General features: G+C 51.2%; 26 protein-coding genes. 4 read left to right on the forward strand and 22 right to left on the reverse strand.

The window, feature by feature from the left end; translation table 11 throughout:
* Nucleotide 1: 1 nt before the first annotated feature.
* From KNO65_RS11655 to KNO65_RS11690, 8 genes are all read right to left on the reverse strand, one after another.
* Entirely contained in the window at nucleotides 2–229 is a 228-nt protein-coding gene (locus tag KNO65_RS11655) for a MoaD/ThiS family protein (protein WP_214784352.1), read from the reverse strand.
* Complete coding sequence (locus tag KNO65_RS11660; RefSeq protein ID WP_015880399.1) at nucleotides 226–681, reverse strand: molybdenum cofactor biosynthesis protein MoaE; 456 nt, start codon at nucleotides 679–681, stop codon at nucleotides 226–228. The genes KNO65_RS11655 and KNO65_RS11660 overlap by 4 nt, the downstream gene beginning before the upstream one ends.
* Entirely contained in the window at nucleotides 659–1,135 is a 477-nt protein-coding gene (mobB, locus tag KNO65_RS11665) for a molybdopterin-guanine dinucleotide biosynthesis protein B (protein WP_015880398.1), read from the reverse strand. The genes KNO65_RS11660 and mobB overlap by 23 nt, the downstream gene beginning before the upstream one ends.
* Nucleotides 1,111–2,346: a molybdopterin molybdotransferase MoeA gene (locus KNO65_RS11670; protein ID WP_214691351.1), complete on the reverse strand. Its 1,236-nt coding sequence runs from the start codon at nucleotides 2,344–2,346 to the stop codon at nucleotides 1,111–1,113. Before KNO65_RS11670 ends, mobB begins: the two co-directional genes overlap by 25 nt.
* Nucleotides 2,346–2,894: a molybdenum cofactor guanylyltransferase gene (locus KNO65_RS11675; RefSeq protein WP_214784354.1), complete on the reverse strand. Its 549-nt coding sequence runs from the start codon at nucleotides 2,892–2,894 to the stop codon at nucleotides 2,346–2,348. The genes KNO65_RS11670 and KNO65_RS11675 overlap by 1 nt, the downstream gene beginning before the upstream one ends.
* Nucleotides 2,891–3,394 carry a MogA/MoaB family molybdenum cofactor biosynthesis protein gene (locus KNO65_RS11680; RefSeq protein WP_214784613.1) on the reverse strand — a complete coding sequence of 168 codons (504 nt, stop codon included), beginning with the start codon at nucleotides 3,392–3,394 and terminating at the stop codon, nucleotides 2,891–2,893. The genes KNO65_RS11675 and KNO65_RS11680 overlap by 4 nt, the downstream gene beginning before the upstream one ends.
* Before the next feature lie 5 nt (nucleotides 3,395–3,399).
* Nucleotides 3,400–4,407 (reverse strand): GTP 3',8-cyclase MoaA, encoded by a 1,008-nt coding sequence (gene moaA / locus KNO65_RS11685; RefSeq protein WP_214784357.1) that lies wholly within the window; start codon nucleotides 4,405–4,407, stop codon nucleotides 3,400–3,402.
* A 63-nt stretch (nucleotides 4,408–4,470) separates the two neighbouring features.
* Nucleotides 4,471–5,787, reverse strand: a complete 1,317-nt coding sequence (locus tag KNO65_RS11690) for an MFS transporter (protein ID WP_211781932.1) — start codon at nucleotides 5,785–5,787, stop codon at nucleotides 4,471–4,473.
* A 222-nt stretch (nucleotides 5,788–6,009) separates the two neighbouring features.
* On the opposite strand from KNO65_RS11690, the gene KNO65_RS11695 reads away from it, so the two are divergent.
* Nucleotides 6,010–6,522 carry a hypothetical protein gene (locus tag KNO65_RS11695; protein ID WP_214784360.1) on the forward strand — a complete coding sequence of 171 codons (513 nt, stop codon included), beginning with the start codon at nucleotides 6,010–6,012 and terminating at the stop codon, nucleotides 6,520–6,522.
* Here the strand turns inward: KNO65_RS11695 and KNO65_RS11700 are convergent, their stop codons facing one another.
* The 7 genes from KNO65_RS11700 to KNO65_RS11730 all read right to left on the reverse strand — a co-directional run bounded on the left by KNO65_RS11700 (nucleotide 6,523) and on the right by KNO65_RS11730 (nucleotide 12,219).
* The gene (locus KNO65_RS11700; RefSeq protein WP_214775466.1) at nucleotides 6,523–7,215 is read right to left on the reverse strand and encodes a Crp/Fnr family transcriptional regulator; all 693 of its coding nucleotides are present in this window, start codon (nucleotides 7,213–7,215) and stop codon (nucleotides 6,523–6,525) included.
* 110 nt (nucleotides 7,216–7,325) lie between these two features.
* Nucleotides 7,326–7,529 carry a hypothetical protein gene (locus KNO65_RS11705; protein ID WP_214784363.1) on the reverse strand — a complete coding sequence of 68 codons (204 nt, stop codon included), beginning with the start codon at nucleotides 7,527–7,529 and terminating at the stop codon, nucleotides 7,326–7,328.
* A complete protein-coding gene (locus KNO65_RS11710; protein ID WP_015880389.1) occupies nucleotides 7,519–8,025 on the reverse strand; it encodes a QcrA and Rieske domain-containing protein in 507 nt (168 codons plus the stop codon). Before KNO65_RS11710 ends, KNO65_RS11705 begins: the two co-directional genes overlap by 11 nt.
* 20 nt (nucleotides 8,026–8,045) lie before the next feature.
* Nucleotides 8,046–8,588, reverse strand: coding sequence for a 4Fe-4S dicluster domain-containing protein (locus KNO65_RS11715; RefSeq protein WP_015880388.1), 543 nt, complete (start codon nucleotides 8,586–8,588; stop codon nucleotides 8,046–8,048).
* On the reverse strand, nucleotides 8,585–10,831 hold the full coding sequence (locus KNO65_RS11720) for a molybdopterin oxidoreductase family protein (RefSeq protein ID WP_214784366.1): 2,247 nt from the start codon (nucleotides 10,829–10,831) through the stop codon (nucleotides 8,585–8,587). Before KNO65_RS11720 ends, KNO65_RS11715 begins: the two co-directional genes overlap by 4 nt.
* The gene (locus KNO65_RS11725) at nucleotides 10,824–11,111 is read right to left on the reverse strand and encodes a hypothetical protein (RefSeq protein WP_034780588.1); all 288 of its coding nucleotides are present in this window, start codon (nucleotides 11,109–11,111) and stop codon (nucleotides 10,824–10,826) included. Before KNO65_RS11725 ends, KNO65_RS11720 begins: the two co-directional genes overlap by 8 nt.
* Nucleotides 11,092–12,219: an MFS transporter gene (locus tag KNO65_RS11730; RefSeq protein ID WP_015880386.1), complete on the reverse strand. Its 1,128-nt coding sequence runs from the start codon at nucleotides 12,217–12,219 to the stop codon at nucleotides 11,092–11,094. Before KNO65_RS11730 ends, KNO65_RS11725 begins: the two co-directional genes overlap by 20 nt.
* Nucleotides 12,220–12,353: 134 nt before the next feature.
* Here KNO65_RS11730 and KNO65_RS11735 point away from each other — a divergent pair, with 134 nt between their 5' ends.
* Nucleotides 12,354–12,725 carry a DUF3221 domain-containing protein gene (locus tag KNO65_RS11735; protein WP_214784369.1) on the forward strand — a complete coding sequence of 124 codons (372 nt, stop codon included), beginning with the start codon at nucleotides 12,354–12,356 and terminating at the stop codon, nucleotides 12,723–12,725.
* Here the strand turns inward: KNO65_RS11735 and modB are convergent.
* The 6 genes from modB to KNO65_RS11765 all read right to left on the reverse strand — a co-directional run bounded on the left by modB (nucleotide 12,722) and on the right by KNO65_RS11765 (nucleotide 18,881).
* Nucleotides 12,722–13,363 (reverse strand): molybdate ABC transporter permease subunit, encoded by a 642-nt coding sequence (gene modB / locus KNO65_RS11740; protein WP_214784372.1) that lies wholly within the window; start codon nucleotides 13,361–13,363, stop codon nucleotides 12,722–12,724. The genes KNO65_RS11735 and modB overlap by 4 nt on opposite strands.
* Nucleotides 13,360–14,091, reverse strand: coding sequence for a molybdate ABC transporter substrate-binding protein (gene modA / locus KNO65_RS11745; RefSeq protein WP_214784375.1), 732 nt, complete (start codon nucleotides 14,089–14,091; stop codon nucleotides 13,360–13,362). Before modA ends, modB begins: the two co-directional genes overlap by 4 nt.
* A 107-nt stretch (nucleotides 14,092–14,198) precedes the next feature.
* On the reverse strand, nucleotides 14,199–14,906 hold the full coding sequence (gene ric / locus KNO65_RS11750; RefSeq protein ID WP_214784378.1) for an iron-sulfur cluster repair di-iron protein: 708 nt from the start codon (nucleotides 14,904–14,906) through the stop codon (nucleotides 14,199–14,201).
* A 145-nt stretch (nucleotides 14,907–15,051) separates the two neighbouring features.
* Nucleotides 15,052–16,329, reverse strand: coding sequence for an isocitrate lyase (aceA, locus tag KNO65_RS11755; protein ID WP_214784381.1), 1,278 nt, complete (start codon nucleotides 16,327–16,329; stop codon nucleotides 15,052–15,054).
* A gap of 75 nt (nucleotides 16,330–16,404) precedes the next feature.
* Nucleotides 16,405–16,701 carry a hypothetical protein gene (locus KNO65_RS11760; RefSeq protein ID WP_015880380.1) on the reverse strand — a complete coding sequence of 99 codons (297 nt, stop codon included), beginning with the start codon at nucleotides 16,699–16,701 and terminating at the stop codon, nucleotides 16,405–16,407.
* Nucleotides 16,698–18,881 carry a malate synthase G gene (locus tag KNO65_RS11765; RefSeq protein WP_214784384.1) on the reverse strand — a complete coding sequence of 728 codons (2,184 nt, stop codon included), beginning with the start codon at nucleotides 18,879–18,881 and terminating at the stop codon, nucleotides 16,698–16,700. The genes KNO65_RS11760 and KNO65_RS11765 overlap by 4 nt, the downstream gene beginning before the upstream one ends.
* Before the next feature lie 181 nt (nucleotides 18,882–19,062).
* Between KNO65_RS11765 and KNO65_RS11770 the strand changes: the two genes are divergently transcribed.
* Nucleotides 19,063–19,509, forward strand: a complete 447-nt coding sequence (locus KNO65_RS11770) for a MarR family winged helix-turn-helix transcriptional regulator (RefSeq protein WP_078146066.1) — start codon at nucleotides 19,063–19,065, stop codon at nucleotides 19,507–19,509.
* Complete coding sequence (locus tag KNO65_RS11775; protein ID WP_015880377.1) at nucleotides 19,506–20,141, forward strand: nitroreductase family protein; 636 nt, start codon at nucleotides 19,506–19,508, stop codon at nucleotides 20,139–20,141. The genes KNO65_RS11770 and KNO65_RS11775 overlap by 4 nt, the downstream gene beginning before the upstream one ends.
* 38 nt (nucleotides 20,142–20,179) lie before the next feature.
* Here KNO65_RS11775 and KNO65_RS11780 read toward each other — a convergent pair whose 3' ends face one another.
* Nucleotides 20,180–20,842 (reverse strand): NAD(P)H-dependent oxidoreductase, encoded by a 663-nt coding sequence (locus KNO65_RS11780; protein ID WP_214742554.1) that lies wholly within the window; start codon nucleotides 20,840–20,842, stop codon nucleotides 20,180–20,182.
* Nucleotides 20,843–20,849 lie beyond the last annotated feature (7 nt).

The following is a 20,849-nucleotide window of genomic DNA, read 5'->3' on the forward strand; positions in this document are numbered from 1 at the left end:
TTTATCCTCCGCTCACCATTGGAATGACGGCGACCGTGTCTCCGTCTGCAACCGTATATTCGTCCGTCTCATAGCGCTCATTGACCGCGAACATGAGACGTTCCGCTCCCGACACGCCCCGCTCGGCCAAATCCGCTCGCAAGGCGGCGATTGTTTGTGGAGCCGAAACGGTATAGGACCGGATCGCCAACTCTTCTGCCACGTGGGCAAAACATAATACCTCAATCATGTGTACGTCACTCCTTCCGGGCGTCCTGGGTGTTGTTCTTTTTGATCACCCATCCATTTCGTGCCGTCGGTCCAATGCTCCCGTTTCCAAATTGGGACAATTTCTTTAATCCGTTCGATGGCGTAACGATTCGCCTCGTATGCGTCGGCGCGATGGGAAGAACTCGTCGCGATGACGACCGCTTCTTCCATGATATCGAGTCGTCCAATCCGGTGATGGATCGCCGTCAACGCACCAGGCCAACGTTCCGCCACTTCTTTCGCGATTTGTTCGAGCATCTTCTCGGCCATCGGTACGTATGATTCATACTCCAAGAGCTCAGTCTGTTTGGAACCCGTCATTTCTCGCACCGTCCCGATAAACAGCACGACCGCCCCGACGTTTCGATGCCGAACCGTTTCGTAAAGCGCCATCGGTTCGAGCGGATGTTCATTCACTTGATACCATTTCATTCTCCATCCACCTTTCCACTAAACGCATCAACCGGTCCTTGTCTGCCACGGAATCTCCGCGCGCGATCACGTTCGTCACATCGACCGGTTGTTCATGCCCGTCTCGCACGAGCACCACTTTCGGATAATCTTTCCGTTTGTATCCCTCGATGATCACGATGTCGACGTGCGCCTCGTACCAGTTGAGGAGCAACTCAAACGTGTCGACCGCTTGCCACTCGATTAACGTCCCGTCTTCACCGATCACACTCGATAGCACGGCACCAGCCAACGCGTGACGATGCGAGTCCGTCATCGGCAAGTCGAACGTCCCTCCGTGACCGTGGTGTTTGATGACACCGACACGGAGCCCCGTCGCCGACAAGCGTGCTGTCAGCTCAGAAACGAACGATGTTTTACCGCTATTTTGATAGCCGACCACTTGTAAAATCAAAGCTGATCGATGATTCGACATCGCACCAAGTCCCCTTTTTGAAACCCTCTCGTTCCGCCTGGCAGATGAATCAACGCGTTACACGTCGCGAGTGAGGAGACGATGCCCGACTTGTCTTTCCCGCTCGGATGAACCACCGTCTGCCCGGTCGCATCAATCGTCACATGTCCACGCACGAACCGGTCGAACGGATTCGTTTTCGGGAAATCGACACCAAGTTCCGCCTGGATGACAGGTCGCTCCGCTTGCCCGAATAACGTCTTCATATACGTGCCTACAAACAGTTCCGTTCCGACAAAACACGCCGACGGATTCCCGGATAATCCAAACAACAACCGATGTTCGACGTGCGCGACCGTCGTGACGGACCCTGGCCGCATCCCAACTTTATTAAACAGCACCGTCGCCCCGAGCGCCTCATATACATCCGGTAAATAATCAAAATCTCCGACCGATACCCCGCCTGTCGTGACGACGGCATCACTCGTCCGAAGTGCCTCGTCAATCGCCCGCTTTGTCGAAGCGAACGTATCCGGCAAGATACCGCCATATGTCGCCGCGCCACCGAGTGCCTCGATTTGAGCGAGAATCATATATGCATTCGAATTATAGATTTGCCCATCGGTTTTTTTCTGTCCCGGTTCAACGAGCTCATCACCGGTCGCAAACACGGTGATGTGCGGTTTTACGTATACGTCGACCTGCTCATACCCGAACGTAGCGAGCAAGGCGATGACGCCCGGATTAATGCGGGTGCCTCGGTCAACGATATTCGTCCCCGCCGTCATATCTTCCCCACGATAGGAAATATTGGCATCGCGGGCCGGTCGCTTGAACGTCACGACTCGTTCATCCGCTTGTGCGAGCTCGAGCATGACGACCGCATCGACTCCGTCTGGAATTTTTGCCCCGGTCATGATGCGAATCGCCTCGCCGGCGCGGAGCGGTTCTCCGACGTGTCCGGCTCCCTGAACGTATTGAATGGGTAATGTCACCGGTTCATCGCGGCTCGCTCTCAACAAATCCGCGGACTGAACAGCAAAACCGTCATACGGAGATTTATTAAATGCTGGAACGTCATGCGTCGCAGTGAGATCCATCGCTAAAATCCGGCCGTTCGCTCGATACAACGGTACCGTTTCCGTCCGACCTTTCCCCGTCGCTTCTTGGACACGGATGACCGCCTCGTCAACGGCGAGCGGCTTACGAAATAGCGTCGACATCTTTTCCATTACTCCACTTCCTTTCCTAGCAATTCTTCATAATCACTCGGTGTGTTCACATTTTTAAACCAGTCCCGTTCAGCAAACGAGACGATTGTCGCCTCTGTCAAGTGAGGCATGACCGCCCGTTCGCCTCGACGTAAAGCGGCTTCGAACTGGGACAGTATCGAGCGGGGATACAAGGCGATGAGCGGATGGATTCGATTATCTGCGTAGGCGACAACCGGCTGCTTCCCGCGTTCCGTCGCAAGCCGTTCGTAAACAGTCGGCGGCAACAAGGGCGTATCACACGCACAGACGGCATACCAATCAGACGGGACGTGCCGCATGACGGTGATGATGCCGGCGAGCGGTCCCATGCCGCGCCATTCCATGTCATCTTCAAGTTGATATGAGGTCATCGACTGTCCGGCCGGTACGACGCTCCATTGGGACGTCGTCGTTGTAGCGAGTGTCTGTCGCGCCCGCTCTTCAAACGAGATGTCCTCATAACAGGCTTGCCATTTAGGGGATCCGAACCGGCGCGATTTTCCGCCTGCCAAGACGATGCCTATCATCGCGTCGCTTCCCAGACGATATGGGAGAGCTCAGGGAGAATCAAGCGAGTCATCGCCAAGTCGACGGCGCCTCGCGACCCTGGCATCGAAAAGATGATCGTATCCCCGATGCGTCCTGCTAAAGCTCGCGACAACATCGCCGCCGGTCCGATATCTTCCGTGAAGCTGACATAACGGAACAACTCGCCGAAGCCGACCATTTCTCGGTCAAGCAGCGGTCGAATCGTCTCAATGGTGACGTCCCGTTTCGTGATGCCCGTTCCCCCGGTCGTCAAGATGACGTCCATCTTCTCAGCGACCATTCGTCTGACGGCCGCTTCGATTTCAAATGAGTCATCTTTCGTGATCTCACGGTATGTGACCGTATGTGCTTCTTCTTTTAATAGCGTACAAATATGTTCGCCAGACACGTCCGTATCCAGTGTTCGCGTATCCGAGATCGTCAAAATCGCTGCCCGGACACGTTGTGTGTTTTGATGTACATGGTTGTGTGCTTGCATCGTCTTCATCCTCCGATATAACTCATTTCAATTCGGTTTCGCGTCCGACTCCCAGTTCGCGACCGTTCTTCCGAATAGCGGTCGTCCCGTACTTCCCATACCATTTTTAGTGTCATGGCAATCAATTCATCGCTCGCCCCACTGCGGAGCAATTCGCGGATATCGGTCCCGTCTTCAGCGAACAGGCACGTGTACCATTTGCCGTCACTCGATAGGCGACCTCGCGTACACGTTCCGCAGAACGGTTGGCTGACCGAAGAGATGAAGCCGACTTGCGCCCCATCCGTGTAACGGTAACGTTGCGCGACTTCTCCTAGTGTTTCGGGTGCAAGCGGTTCAAGTAATCCATTTCGTTGTTTCAACACCTCAAGAATCGATTCAGACGACACGACATGTTCGACGTTCCATTCATTCGCCGTGCCGACATCCATGAACTCGATGTAACGGAGTGTGATGTTCCGTTCTTTGAAATAAGCGGCCATCGAGGCGACTTCATGATCGTTCCAGCCTTTTCGGACGACCATGTTCACTTTCACTTCGAGCCCTTGCCGTTTCGCCTCATCGATTCCTCGTAATACCGTCTTGGGCGACGTGCCGCGTCCGTTCATCATCCCGAACGTCTCGGCCGATAAGGCGTCTAGACTGACGTTGACCCGGTCGAGCCCAGCTTGCTTCAACACTTTCGCCATCCGTTCTAAATAGACGCCGTTCGTCGTCAACCCGATAGTCTCGATGGTCGTGACCGCGCGAAGGCGGCGAATCAGTTCATCGAGATTCGGCCTGAGTAGAGGTTCGCCCCCGGTCAGACGCACTTTTTTCACGCCGTGTGGGGCGATGATGCGAACGAAGCGCTCGATTTCGTCAAACGATAACAACTCATCTCGTTTTAAAAATTGGTGGTGGCGGAACGCTTCTTCCGGCATGCAGTATCGGCAACGAAAGTTGCATTTATCAATGACTGAGATGCGTAAGTCTTCCAACGGTCGTCTCCGTCGATCGGTCCATGGTGTCATCTTGGTTCATCCTTTCTATCCATCAACGACAGCAGGGACCCTCACAGTCCCTGCGTCGATTTGTCAGCGAATCGGCTTCTCAGCACCGCTGCGCAAGTAATAATAAATTGTGGTGGCAATCGAGATCGCATAGAGCCCTAGCATGACGAACAACGCACCGTTGAACGAACCGACGAGCTCGAGCGACCAACCGAACATCTTCGGAATGAAGAATGCGCCGTAAGCAGCAAACGCTGCCGAGAATCCGACGACGGCCGGTGTCTTCGTCGCCACGAACACGTGGGGAATCATCGCGAACGTCGCTCCAGAGTTGAGTCCTGTTGCGATGAACAAGACGACGAAGGAGATGAAAAACATCGTCAAGTTGCTGTTCGTGATGGCCATGATGACACTGATCGTACCGAGCGCCATGATTCCGAACACGATCAATGTCACTTTGGCCGCTCCGATCTTATCACTGATCCAGCCCCCGAACGGACGCGAAGAGGCGCCAAGGAATGCACCAAGGAAGGCGAGCGCCATCAAGTCCGACTCAGGGAACTTTAACTTTAAAATCATCGGGAACGCTGCGGCATATCCAATGAAGGAACCGAACGCCGCCGTGTAGAGCAATGTTTGAATCCAAAAATGTTTGTCTTTAAACACGCTCGCCTGTTCACGAAGCGATTGACGAGCGGTCGGTAAGTTATCCATGAACAAGTATGCGCAGACCGTCAAAATGATGGTCGGCACGACCCAAAGGAGCGCGGCGTTTTGAAGCCAAATCTCTTCGCCGGTCTCGGTCACGAGGGCGTTCCCGCCGATGAACCCGAAAATACTTGTCGTGATGACGAGCGGTGTGATCAATTGGACGAGCGAGACGCCCAAGTTCCCGATGCCTCCGTTAATCCCTAGCGCCGTCCCTTTTTTCGCTTTCGGATAAAACGCGCCGATGTTGGCGTTTGATGACGAGAAGTTTCCGCCGCCTAGTCCGCAAAGTGCGGCCAAAATCATGAATACCCAATACGGCGTATTGACGTTTTGAACGGCATAGGCGATGCCTAGGAGCGGCAACAACAAAATCGATGTCGAGAAGATCGTCCAGTTCCGACCGCCGAATATACTGTTTGCGAACGTATAGAAAAAGCGCAACGTCGCCCCGACAAGTCCAGGCAGTGCGGCCAACGTGAACAACTGGCCTTGCGTAAAGCTAAACCCGATCGAATTCAATTGGACGGCTGCGACCGACCACATTTGCCAGACGATGAATGCAAGCGTCAGTGCCGGGACCGAAACGAGCAAGTTCCGATTGGCGACTTGTTTTCCCGTTCCTTCCCAAAATCCCACATCCTCTGGCTTCCACTCGGCGAGTGCGTGTGACCCTTTGTCTAATTGTTGCATGGTCTATTCCTCCTCTTAACGGTTCAATTCGTACCCTAATCCCATCCTATCGACCGTCCTCTTAAAAAAGTGTGCCTTCTTTCACACTTATTTCGCATCTTGAGTTTTTTTCTCACCCTGTCATCAATCTGTGACAAAATCGCCTATCTTTTGTTTCTGTGACATTGAACACAGAAAAACCCTCCCCGATTCCTTACGATAAGGAATAGAGGAGGGATTAATTTGTCACATCTCATTCAAATCCACTGTGCGCCCAAAGTTCGCTTGGCGCTACAACCATATTTCTTCAGTCAAGACGGGGCCCACGTGTTCCGTGTCTTCGGCGTCGCGATTGCCGAGGCTGCGTTCACCGAGACGGGGCTCGATATCACATTCCCACTTGAAAGTCCTTTAGAAGAACTAGAAGCGCTGCACACCTTGCTCGTTCGGATCGACACTCACCATGACGTGACGATCGATGACGCACAGGCAGTCATCGGTTACTTAGGGGACGGGACCACGGTCACCGTTTATCGCCATTTCAAACGATGGCTCGACTTTTTGTCCGCAGCGCGTGTCCGCTCGATGGAAGGTGTCGTCGTCGAGGTCCGCGCCAACGGGATCAAGCTAGCCGAAGGCGTGCTCCGGTCTTATGAGTTGATGGAAGATGGCGAGTTTTATGTATCGGCCTGTACAATCGAGGCCGATGGATTGGAGCATTTTGAAGGCGAGCTATCGCTTGCCGCCATAATGTAATCAATCGATGACACAGACCGAGACCGGACAGTCCTCACAATGGTTGAGCAGTTTCAACCGGTCGAGGTCATGGATAATGATTTGACGGGAAGGGAGTGAAATAATTCCTTCTTGGGCGAGCTCGTTCAACATGCGATTCACGCGTTCACGCGATGTCCCGCAATAATTGGCGAGCTCTTGGTTTTTCAGTTTCAAGTCGATGAGAATGCCGTCTTCGACTTCCACCCCATAGCTGTTCGCCATACGAATGAGCGTCGAGTAGAGCGCTCCTTTTTTCCCGTTCAACACCAAGTCTCTAAATTTCGTATGCTGTTTCCGCATATGTTCGTTGATCATGACCATGAACTCGCGGACGAATTCCGGGTTCGACGACAAAATCATCGTTTCAATACGCTCGATTTTGACCGCATAAATTTCACTATCTTCTAACGCCTTGGCGTTAAATAAATATTTTGGTTCGATTGCGAATAACGTCAACTCTCCGCAACAAGCCTCAGCGCTTAAACAACGTAACGTCAATTCTTTTCCATTTTCCGTCAATTTCGAAATTTGAATCAGTCCACTCTTTACAATATAAAATTCAGCTGCGTCTTCTTGTTCTCGGAACAGAAAACCGCCTTTTGGGACATGAATGATTCGATGTGCCAATTTTTTTGTTTCCTCGAGCACCATCGCTTTAGTTGAATGAGCCATTTCCACCGACCTTCCTTAAAACACGTTGCGCCATATGAAAGCTTGCCTTCATTCTAAACACAAACCCCCTCGAAACGCAATCAACATTTGGAAGCGTTTCAAGGGGAGGACTATTCTTTCATACGATATTCAATTTTTTTCCAATATCGATATAATAAGCCGATCAATCCGACATTGATGACGGCGATGATCATATACAGTCGCATCGAGGCGTGATCATACACCATGTAGCTCTCAATTGTATATTGCAAGAGTATCATGTTCGTCGCGAGCAATATGACCAATCCGATTAAACTCCAACCGTTACGCCCCATGATGAATCTCTCTTCCGACCGCAAAAATCTTCCCGTTCTCGATTTCAAGCAAGATTTTAGGGAGTTCCCGCTGCGGCGGACCGGCCTGTGGTTGGCCGTCGACACCGAAGTAACCACGATGGCACGGACAAAGAAGAACATCTTCTTCCTCCACATAAAACACTGGGCACTGCAGATGAGTGCATTTGTTGTTATAGGCGACGAATTCACCATTCTTTAAATGAACGAGCAACGATGGTTCCGTACCCGGATATTCAAATTCGAGTGATTTCCCGCGCTCTAGCGCCTCGACCGTCGTGATGAACTGACGGTCGGTTCTCGGCTCGCTTCGAACGAAGGCCGCGATATTGAACGGGATAGTCGCGAGACCGAGTGCGATACCTGCGCCGAACGTTGATTTGATGAACGCCCGTCGATTCAGTTTCACGTCATCGGCCCGACTCAAGTTATCGACGAGTTCGGATAAGCGTTCCCGGTCTTTTGATTCATTCGACATAAGTCATCTTCCTTTCCATCTCAATCGGAATAGACGCCAAAGAATTCAGGGACGTAATTCCATTTATCGTCTTGCGAAGGCTTTTTCCCTTCGATCATGTTCATTTGGACGCGTTGACGACGGAGTTGCATCATCTCGTCATGGTCGATGAAGCGAATCGCATCCGACGGACAAACCGACGCACACATCGGCGCGATATCATGTTTGGAGCGGTCGTAACACATGTCGCACTTATACATCTTATTCTTCTCAAAGTCGAACTTCGGAATCCCGAACGGACAAGCGAACGTACAGTTCCGGCAGCCGATACATTTTTCTTCTGAAGCCGATAACACGACGCCCTCTGGCGTGATTTGAATCGCATTCGCCGGACATACTTGAGCACAAGCCGGATTTTTACACTGCATACAGATCATCGGGAACGTCTGACGGTTCTCCGAGAAATCGATATAATCCACATAGTTGCGCTCGAGCCCCTCGTGGTCCCCGCATTCGCGGCAAGCTGCCTGACAGGCCCGACAGCCGATACAACGTTCAAACTCTAAATACATGACCTTATTCATTTCGTATGAACCTCCTCATCCATGACGTGACAGCTCGTCGCAATCGCATGGTCCGCCATGAACGGCACGCTTGATCCGAGCGGGACCGTCAACGGATTAATGTGTAACGGGGTGTTGGCCGGTAACTTTTTCATTTGTACCGCACATACCTTGAACTCCGGCATGCGTGACATCGGATCGAGACACGGGTTCGTCAATTGATTGATGGCAAGCTCCTTGCCCCAATGATAAGGGACGAAGACCGTATCTTTTCGAATCGCCTTCGTCAAACGTACTTCGACGACAATCGACCCGCGACGTGTGCGAAGCTCGACTTTGTCGCCCGTTTGAAGGCCATAACTTGATGCTAACTCCGGATGGATCTCCACGAACGGCAGTTTTGACATCGTGCTCAAGAAGTCGACACGGCGCGTCTGATTGCCCGATAAGTAATGGAAGACGACCCGACCTGTCGTGAGCGTGACCGGATATTCTTCATTCGCATATTCACCGGCCGGCCGATATGTGACGACAGGCAAATTTGCTTTTCCATTCGCCGTTCCAAACCGTTCTTTGAACATCGTCGGTGTGCCGGGATGATCTTCGGACGGACATGGCCAAAAGACACCATACTCGTCGTCGATTCGTTCCCATGTGATCCCAGAGTAGTCAGCCGCTCCACCTTTCGTCGCGATGCGGAACTCTTCCCAGATGTCACGCGCCGTCTCATACGGGAAGTACTGTCCGCGTCCCATCCGCTCAGCGATCCGCTTCATGATTTCCCAGTCTGGAAGCGAATCCCCGAGCGGTTCGCGCACTTTCCGGATCCGAATGACTCGTCCTTCTAAGTTTGTCGTCGTCCCTTCGTCTTCGGCCCACGAACAAGCCGGTAAGACGACATCAGCGAACTCACAAGATTCCGACATGAAGAAGTCACTAACGACGAAGAAATCGAGTTTGTTGAAACTGTCCCACACGTACGGAAGGTTCGGTGCCGAAACGGCTGGGTTCGAACACATGAGGTGCATCGCCCGAATCGTTCCCGCTTGAATCTCATCGAACATTTCGAACGCGGACACACCTGGTTTTGGCATCTCGGAAGGATCGATGCCCCAAACCCCGCTCACATATTCAATGGCTTTCGGATCAGTTAATTTTCGGTAGCCTGGTAACAGGTCTGCTTTTTGTCCATGTTCTCGTCCACCCTGCCCGTTCCCTTGCCCCGTCATCGTGGCGACGCCCGAAGCAAACTTCCCAATCATGCCTCGTAAGAGCGCCATCGACGTATAGAGCGAGACATTGTCGACGCCTTTTGACTGTTGTTCGACGCCGCGAGCGAACAACATGACCGAACGTGGGCTCTTCCCATAAATATGACCGGCCTTCTCGAGTTTTTCGATGGCGACACCGGTCACCTCACTCGTCCGTTCGAGCGTCCAGTCTCGGACCGACGCTTTCAACTCTTCATAGTTATCGCAACGCTCATCCACGTACGCTTGATCAACATAATCGTGTTCGACTAAAAAGTTGAGCAGTCCCATCGCAAGCGCCGCATCCGTCCCTGGCTTCAAATCGAGATGGACATCGGCGACGCGCGCCATCGGAATTTCACGCGGGTCGGCGACGATGATTTTCGCGCCTTTGTCTTTCGCCTTCCAAATATGTTGCGTCGTCGTCGGATGACATTCGGCGATATTCGAACCGGCGACAAAGAATGTGTCGACGTGCTCGAACTCCGTCCACGGAAGCGTCGCTCCGCGGTCAATCCCAAGTGTCTTTAAGAAACCGCCGGCAGCTGACGACATGCAGAAGCGACCGTTGTAATCGATGAACCGTGTGCCGAGTGCGACCCGCGCATACTTCCCGACGAGGTAACATTTTTCATTCGTCATCGAGACGCCGCCGAAGACGGACACCGCATCTTTCCCATGCTCTCGTTGAATGCGTTTAAAGTTTGCTTCGATCACGTCGAGTGCTTCTTCCCATGTCGCTTTCTCAAACTTGCCGTTCCGTTTGATGAGCGGAGTCATGATGCGGTCCGGATGTTCGATCGTTTGATAGGCCGTGACGCCTTTCGGACAAAGTTTTCCTTTGTTGACCGGGAAATCGTAGCGTGGTTCAACGCCTTTGACGGCCCCGGTTTTCTCATCGACCCGGATATGCATGCCGCACTGCATGCCACAGTAACAGCAATGGGTTGTAATCAATTTTTCGCCTGGTTTGATTAAGTTCTGTACTTCTGGCGACGTTAAAAAGTCACTCATCGTCTTCCCCTCCATAGAACGTTTCCGCTCTTCGTTTTGAAAATCCACTGACGTGATAGCCGTTAATCGTTTGAAGCGGATAATGCATCCCGTCACTTCCAGGCCGTCCGAGCGCCGAATCGAGCCGGGCCCGACGACGACAGCCGTGACAGAGGTCTTGGACCGTGTGCGCCGCATCGACTTTTACGAGTTGGTCCGACCCTTCGAGCAATTGTTTCACTTGTTCAATCTCTTCAAGCGTGCCGGTCGGTTCGCCGCACTTAACGCACAGGTGTCTCATCTTTTGCCTCACCTTTCGTCTCCTTCGGTCGGCCGAATCCTGGCATCGACATGCCTGTGTTCGTATCGACCGGGTGTGTCGGTAACTGTCCGTTCATCAAGTTCAATTGCATCTTCACACGCATCGAACGTCGACACGGTTGGCAGTAATCGGAGAGCTGGGTCCCGTCACTGAGCCCGAGCTGGATCGTCTGTGCTTGCAAAATCGCTTGGACGTCCTCGACTTGATTGTCCGTCGCATAACGTGTCCCGCACCCGGCGCAGACACGGGTCTCATCCGCTTCGACTTCCCGGTAGTTCATCGGGACGCTGGCCGCCATCGGTCGGACCGGCAAGTGGAACAGTTTACCGAACGGGAAGTAACATAAAAAGATGATGACGGTCAATTGATGGAACAAGGCGAGCTCGTGATGGATGAAGCCTCCGAAGAACACGTACGAAACGGTCAACAACAACCCCGAGACAGTGACGATGAGCAACATGAGGAGCGGTAAAATATCAAATTCGAACCGCTGGGTCACTTTCACGTCCTGGTCGTTGATTCGGCGATAGAGTGCCATGAGCACGCCGACGAGCAACATGAGCGCGGTGATGTTCAACCCGTTATAGACGAGCTCCGCGAACAACCCGTGCGCAGCCATCTTGATGGTCGGGATGTTAAAGACGACAATCTGATACGTCTCGATATCAATCAAATCAAACCGCATCCATTGGAACGTCAGCCCGAATGTGATGGCGAACGACCCGAGACATCCCCAGGCAATCAACATATGTTGGGTCCAGCGGTACCAACCACGTTCCCAGATGAACTTCTGTAAGACGATGTTATTGACAGTTGTCGTGGCGACGGCTTTACCGGCCCGTTTCTTTTCTGCCTTCATTTGTTTGAGGCTCCGCTTCAATACTTGTGAGGTGGCCGGCCGTGCAAAAAATAACGTCAAGCGGACGACCATCCCAATCATGCAAATGACGGCGGCGATATAGTAGCCGAACAGCGCCATGTCTACGTGCTCAAATCCTGCCGAGGCGATCCATGTCGAGAGCACCAAGACGGTGAATCCTACGAACGACCACTTTGCGGCGGTCGAATAAAAATAACGATCGGACATATGTGTTCCCCCTTCTCTTTCCGAGCGACTTCATAGTTTCATCATAAAGATGACATCTCGACTTAACTGTTACTTTTTTCACAGATAAGCGATTCGAGACGTGACAGAATAATGAACGAAGGAGGCGTTCCCTTATGAAATCATCGCTTAAAATCATGTTATTCCTCACCATCGCGGCCATGCTCGTCGTCTTTTCCATCGGTTTCGTCTTCGCCAATCGAGCGACGACCGAACCAGATGTCGAGGGGTATGTGATTGAAATAAATGAATCTGACCGCACCGCACTCGTCATCAGCGGAATTACCGCAGAAGAGGCCACGCTCTCTCCTGACATCTTGTTCGCACAAAGTGAACCGGAAGACGTAAGCTGGTTCAAGTTTCAAGTGAAAGCCACGTTCGAGCAAATCACTGTCGGAGACCACGTCCACATTTGGAAAAAGACCGGTCCGAGTATCTTAAATACTCCGAACCGGTCTTATGTGAAAAAAATCGACGTGATCGACTAATATGAACGCTTGCCATAACGTTCACTCAGCCAGAGGACTAAAAACGCCAAACCAACCAACCATCCGCTCCAGACGAGCGCCTGGGTCATATCTCCGTTGATTGTCGCCATATAAATCGCTGTGGCGAGCGTCATCGTCTCGCCCGGGATATTTCCGGCAATCATCATCGTGATCCCAAACTCGCCGATTGACCGTGCGAAACCAAGGACAAACCCACTCGTCAACGCAGGTAACAGCAGCGGAATCGTCACGTAGGTGAACAGTTGGCGCTCTGACCCACCGAGCACGCGTCCGGCCTCATACCATTCCGCATCGAGTTGTTTAAGACCGAGACGAATCGTTTGGTAGATGAGCGGAAACGCGGCCAAGGCGGATGCGATGATGTTCGCCTGTTTCGTGAACAAGATCGTAATCGGTAACAATCCGCCGATCCCGTTGTTCCCGAGGACAATCAAGGCGTATAGTCCGATGACTGTCGGCGGCAAGATGAGCGGCAGTAAAAACACCGTCTCGAGCAGCCGCTTTCCTTTGAATTGACGGTGATGCATGAAATAAGCCGCTCCGAAGGCGAGGACGAAGGCGCTCACCGTCGCCATCATCCCGACTTCGAATGTGAGTTGAAGTGGATGTTGCGTCATTTAGAAAATCCTTTCGCTAAAAAGTGAGCTTGGATATCATCGTCAAACAAACGCGCGTACACATCGTGTACGTATGGGTTGTGCGTCAACCGGACCGCCGGATACGCGATCGTACCCGTCGCTTCAAACGGGACCGACTGAAGCGACTCGACGTCCGTCGACAGTTCCGTCTTATAGACGAATCCCGCATTGGCGTCGCCTTGTTCGATGAGCGTCAATACTTGTCTTACATTCTGGGCGAACATGATTCGCGGTTCCACTTCTTCCCACACGCCTTCCACTTCTAGCGCCGCTTTCGCGTAGCGACCGGCCGGGACATTGACCGGGTCACCGATGACGATCCGAGCACATGCGTTTAAGTCGTACCATGTCTCCGCGCACGGTTTCCCTTTCGGTGTCACGAGCCACAGCTCGTTATACAAGAACGCATCCCGCTCTAGAATCGGGATTTGTAGTCGGTCGACATCATCAACGCTCGCGGCTAAAAAGATATCTGCCGGAGACCCGTGATCGATTTGTGCTCGCAAGGCGCCGCTCCCGTTCGTCACGACTCGAACATCGATCCCATCGAACTCTGCTTCAAGTTGTCGCTCGACCGCTTCTAAAGCCGGTCCTAAGCTTGCCGCCGCCAAAATGGTCACGGTGTCCTCCGAATCTGAACTCGACCAGACTTGACTTAGTAATAAGGCGACCGTCACCCCTACAATGACTTCACTCACCCGTTTCATGATTAATCACTCCTTTGCCTCCCCTTTATCGTAGCGCTTGATTTGCCTCCCATCTGTATCAAACGTCACAAAAAGACACCTCTACGTAAGTAGGGGTGTGCCTCTGCTTAAGCGAACGCGCGCGCTCGCGGGAATAAAATGTTGTTTTCGAGATGAATGTGTTCAAACGTATCCGATTCGAGCGCTTCTAACCGTTGATAGACAAGACGATACGTCCCACACGCTCCTTCAGGCGGCGTATAGTCGTTTGTGATCTGACGCAACTCTTTTAAAATGTCCCCGGCTGCTGCATGTTCTGACTCGAGCGAGGCCAAGATGCTATCAATCTCCCGTCTCGTTTCAGCTGTCGGTGCGGTCTCGTGACGAAGCAGCGTCGGGAAGTCTTCTGTCTCTTCTTTGACGATATGTTGTTCAAGTTCCACTTTCAATTGATTGAACAGTTGATGAATGCGTCCGAGGTGCGGATGATTTTGTCCGTGGACCCGGAACACTTTTGTCACATATGGTGTGAGCTGTGGCAATTCGTCCGTCAAAAATTGGTGATGCTTATAAATGATGTGCTCAATCAATTCCGAAGAAGAAGCGGCATCCCAATCGATGCTCTTCTCGTTCATCTCTTGCTTGCGTTGATAGAGCGCATTAACTTCTTCTAAAATGTCTTCCGTCGACCGTTTCGATTTGTCAGTCGCTTCAGCGAGTGGTCGGTTGCCGCCACAACAAAAATCGATTCGGTTCCGTTTGAAAATGTCTGCCGCTTGCGGGCATTGTTTGACGATTTCAGATACGTGCGTATCGCCCGTGAATGTCTGTGTCATCTGTCATAACCTCCATATTCATTTTGACATGTTCAGCGTAGCAAGAGTTCGACAACAAAAATGTGAAATACGTCACATTTAAGTGAACAGGATGCAGGTGTTCCAAATTTGGACACAAAAAACCCCTCTTGTCGAGGGGCATCGCTCAATGCAACGGTGTTTCAAACTGTTCAGTCTCGGTCGAACCTGCGAGCGCTGTCGTTGATGATTGTCCACCTGAGATGACGAGCGAGACTTCATCGAAGTAACCCGTTCCGACTTCACGCTGATGACGTGTCGCCGTGTAACCATGTACTTCAGCCGCAAATTCTGCTTGCTGTAACTCCGAGTACGCCGCCATGCCACGATTTTTGTAACCGCGTGCGAGCTCAAACATGCCGAAGTTGAGCGCGTGGAATCCAGCGAGTGTAACGAACTGGAACTTGTATCCCATTGCGCCGATTTCTTGTTGGAACGTGGCGATCTCTTCGTCTGACAGCTTCTTCTTCCAGTTGAACGATGGCGAGCAGTTGTAAGCGAGAAGTTTGCCTGGATACTTCGCATGAATCGCTTCGGCAAATTGACGTGCCTCTGCCAAATCTGGTTCGGACGTCTCACACCAGACGAGGTCTGCATACGGTGCATAAGCGAGACCACGAGCGATTGCTTGCTCGATACCAGCTTCCGTACGATAGAAGCCTTCCGGCGTACGCTCTCCAATGATGAACGGATGATCGATTGGGTCGATGTCGCTCGTGATCAAGTTCGCCGCGTGCGCATCTGTCCGCGCTACGATGATTGTCGGGACACCCATGACGTCTGCCGCGAGTCGAGCCGAAATCAAGTTTTTCACAGCCGTCTGCGTCGGGAGTAACACCTTCCCACCGAGGTGACCACATTTCTTCTCAGACGAGAGCTGGTCTTCAAGGTGAACGCCGGCTGCCCCCGCTTCAATCATTGCCTTCGTCAGTTCGAATACGTTGAGTACCCCACCAAAACCGGCTTCCATATCCGCGACAATCGGTGCGAACCAATGCGTGTCGCCTTTCCCTTCTGCCGTTTGAATTTGGTCAGCACGTTGAAGCGCTTGGTTGATTCGTTTGACGACACTTGGCACCGAGTTGGCCGGATATAGACTCTGGTCCGGATACATGTGACCCGACAGGTTCGCATCCGCCGCTACTTGCCAACCACTCAAATAGATGGCTTCGAGCCCTGCTTTTACTTGCTGAATCGCCTGGTTCCCTGTCAACGCACCGAGTGCATGGACATAGTCACGCTCGTGCATCAATTGCCACAGGCGTTCCGCTCCTTTTGTCGCAAGCGTATGTTCAATCACGATAGACCCTCGTAATTTCATGACGTCTTCTACAGAGTATGGACGTTCTACCCCTTCAAATCGTTCTGACTTCCAACTGTTCAACAATTCTTCGCGTTTTTTCATCAATAAACCCTCCTGTACTATATTAATTTTATATAATTAAATTTGTTATATAACAGAAAGTGCAAACGAAATGATTTAGTCGAGGTAAGCGCAGCATTCCAACGCTGCTTTAAACGTCGAATGCTCCATCCCGCAGCAACGACAGACATTTTCTTCGTCACGGTCCTCTGGTTTGCGGAAAACGACGACTTCATCGATCGGCTCTTTCATGATTTGGAGCGAACCGTCTGCACGATCCAAGACGAGGCGCATCAAGTCGTTGCCGTATACGAATGCCGTATTCGCCAAAGATGCTGTCGATTCTCCAGATACGATGCGGCGGACGACCCAACGTTCAATCAACTGTTCGCTTTCCATTTTTTTCGTTGTCATGATGAGGTTCCTCCTTTAAGGTTTAACTCCACAGTTTGACGTTTCATAAATTCACGGCGGCGACGATGCAAGATTGGCTCCGTGTACCCGTTCGGCTGTTTCAACCCATGAAACACGAGTTCGTGGGCGGCTTGATAGGCGATTGACTGATTAACGTTCGGCGTCATCGGTCGATAATTCGGGTCTGACTCGTTTTGCTCATCGACGACTCGTGCCATCCGATAAAGGGTGACCTCGACTTGTTCTGCTGAACAGATGCCGTGATGCAACCAGTTGGCCACGTGTTGGCTCGAAATCCGGAGTGTCGCCCGGTCTTCCATCAGTCCGACATGGTGAATATCCGGCACTTTCGAACAACCGACACCTTGTTCGACCCAACGAACGACGTACCCGAGCAATCCTTGCAAATTGTTCTCAAGCTCTTCTTTGATCTCTTCTTGCGAATAGATGCGCGTCGCGAGTGGAATCTCAAGGAGCTGTTGTCGTTCATGTTTTAAAACAGGCTGTTTCAACAATTCTCGCTGTACATCAAAAGCATCGAGTTGATGATAGTGCATCGCATGGAGCGTCGCCGCGGTCGGTGAAGGCACCCATGCCGTCGTTGCCCCGGACCGTACATGTGCCATTTTTTCACGCATCATGTCCTGCATCCGGTCAGGCATCGCCCACATCCCTTTTCCGATTTGTGCTTGATGATGGAACCCACTCTCGAGACCGGTTGATACATTCAACCGTTCGTATGCAGCGAGCCAAGGTGACGTCTTCATTTCCCCCTTCCGACGCATTGGTCCGAGCGTCATCGAGGAATGAATCTCATCTCCCGTGCGGTCGAGGAAGCCCGTGTTGATGAAGACGACTCGCTCTTTTACTTGCGCGATACAATTTTTCAAGTTGAGCGACGTTCGTCTCTCTTCATCCATGACGCCGACTTTTAACGTATAGCGAGGAAGGTCCAGTAAATCTTCTACGGCGTCAAACAGGTCATTGGTGAATGCCACTTCTTCAGAGCCGTGCATTTTCGGCTTGACGATGTAAATCGATCCTTCCCGAGAGTTGAGACGACGATGAAGATGGCGACTTGCGATCAATGAAGTAAAGATGGCATCCACGATTCCTTCTGGTACCTCGCGACCTTCTGCATCAAGAATCAAGTCCGTCGTCATCAAGTGTCCAACGTTCCGAATGAATAAGAGCGCGCGTCCTGGGAGGGTGACTTCCGCTCCATCTTTTCCAAGCAAACATTTATCTTCGTTTAAGCGCCGAGAGAGTCGCTTCCCATTCTTTTGGAACGAGGCTTCAAGCGTCCCATCCATCAGACCGAGCCAATTACGATACAGATGAACTTTGTCTTCCGCGCAAACGGCTGCGACCGAGTCTTCACAATCCACGATTGCGGATAGGGCTGATTCGAGCTCGATGTCCATCAGTCCAGCAGGATCAATCTTTCCGATCGGATGCTCGCGGTCGAATTGAAGTTCAACGTGTAAGGCATGGTGCCTTAGCATCAACGTCTTCAACTCGTTCGGTTCCCCGGTGTAACCGACGAAAGAATCATCTGCGAACGAATGCTCGTCGTCCCCGATTACCGCATAAGCGACATCGTCACGAACGACGTATCGTGTCACTTCCTTGTGCGACCCTGATGGTAGCGGGAACGTGTCATCCAGAAACTGTTTCGCTAACCGAATGACCTCATTACCGCGAACGGGATTATATGCTCTCCCCTTTTCCATACCGTCTGTCTCGTCAATCATGTCCGTCCCATAAAGAGCGTCGTAGAGACTTCCCCATCTGGCGTTGGCGGCATTGAGTGCATATCTGGCATTGTCTAACGGTACGACGAGTTGCGGTCCCGCTTGATGAGCGATTTCGCGATCGACATTCAACACGTCGATATTAAAATCTTCGACGACCGGTTCGATATAGCCGATCGACGTTAAAAATGTCTCGTATTCGATTGGATCGACTTCGTCTTGCCTACTGTACCATTCCTGTAACAATCGCTCGAATGTCTTGCGCTGCTCCAGAAGTGTCTGATTCACTGGAATGAAACGCTCTAGAAGCGATTCGACCCCTTCCCAAAAATCATTGATTTCATGAGGTTCAAGAACGTTTTTATTCACAAATTCGAGCAGTTTCTCATGAATATGATACTTATCTAGTCGTTCATAGTGTTCCAAGCGTTCACATCCTCCTTTAATCATTGTTATATATCAGTTGGTTATAATATAGACTATTATATAACAGTTTGACAACCTATTTTTTAAAACTTTTTATTTGAAATATCGTCAGGATGGGTTTACTATACATTGTGTGACCCATCAATGATTGAGTCATCAATGATTTGAGGAGGCGATGTGCATGCGAGATTCTTGCTCGCTTCGTGATCAAATTCTCTATCACATCATCACTGTACAAAAAGAATTAGGGCAATTATTCGACTCTGAAATGGACGGGCTCAGCTTGAGTCGCTACGACATTTTGAGCAACTTGTATCACGTCGGTCCATTGCGGCAACGTGAATTGCAACAGCGCGTCGATGTCGACCATGCCGCCATCACCCGACACTTGAAACAGTTAGAGACACAAGGACTCATCACGCGGAGACGCTGTGAACAAGACAACCGTGTCATCTATGTTGAGTTGACAGACGATGGTCGTGAACAAATTGCACATTGGACTGAGCAAAAAGAGTGCTTAACGGACCGACTTTTTGTCAACATGAAGGTAGAGGATCAACAACAGTTATTAGCATCACTCACGATGTTACAAGATACTATTGACCATGAAAGGAAGACTACAATATGAACACTGCCACACAAAAAGACTTTATGGAGATTGTCAAAGGACGCCGCTCGATTCGTGTATACGATGAGAACGTCAAAATTTCAAAAGAAGAAATGACACAAATTCTTGAAGAAGCAACAACAGCTCCTTCATCCCTTAACTTACAGCCATGGCGCTTCGTCGTCATCGATAGCGCAGAAGGAAAAGAAACACTCCTTCCACTCGCAAGCTTCAACAAACGACAAGTGGAAACATCTTCAGCTGTGATCGCACTCTTCGCCGACTATCAGATGGCAGATTACACAGAAGAGATTTTCGATACAGCAGTAGAGCGCGGTATGATGCCGGCTGAGGTCCGTGACCGTCAAGTCGACATGATCAAAGGCATCTTCAAAGATGCACCGAAAGAAATGATCAAAGATAGCATCATGCTCGATTCAGGTCTCGTTGCGATGCAGCTTATGCTCGTCGCACGCGCACACGGATATGACACAAACCCAATCGGTGGATATGATAAAGCGAACATCGCTGAAGCGTTCGGTCTCGACAAAGAGCGTTACCTCCCAGTCATGCTTCTCTCTATCGGGAAAGCAGCCGAAGAAGGTTACCCATCAGTCCGTTTCCCAGTCGACCGCATCACAGACTGGAAATAATTCAAAAAGGTCAATCGCTGAGGCGATTGACCTTTTTTTCATCCGATATATTTGACGACTTCGTTAAAATCACGACGTGTTTTCGGTGCAAAGTCGCGCGCTCGATACCCAAATGCGACCATGACTGAAAGTGACCATTCCCCACGTTCCATCACACCTTCTGAGATTAACAACTCATCAATCTCCTCTTGATTGAACCCTTCAATCGGGCATGAATCAATTTCGATTTGTGCGGCAGCCGTCATCATGTTCCCAAGAGGGATATATGTCTGACGCTTGATCCATTCCTGGAAGACACGCTCATCGCCTAAGAGACGGTAGTCGTTCTCCTGGAACTCTTGCACTCGTTTCACGCGCTGTGCGTACTCTTCTTCCGTCCGTCCTTGTACGCCTGTGACGATGTGTCGAATATAGTCTGCATCGTAACGCATGGCTTTCGGTGTTCTTGCGAGGATCAATACAAAGTGACTGGCAGTCAGTGCCTGACCTTGCGCTCCCCATGCATGATCTTTAATCTTTTGGAGTAAATCTTCCCGACGCACCACGACGAATTGCCATGGCTCGAATCCGAACGAACTCGGCGAAAGACGTCCCGTCTCTAAAATGAACTCCATGTCCTCTTCTTTGATTTTACGATCCGCATCGAACGCTTTCGTCGCTTGACGCCAACGATACGCTTCTAAAATGTCTTTCTTTTTCATCGTGCTC

The organism is Exiguobacterium sp. S3, from assembly GCF_018617295.1.
GTDB classification, from domain to species: Bacteria; Bacillota; Bacilli; order Exiguobacteriales; family Exiguobacteriaceae; genus Exiguobacterium; species Exiguobacterium profundum.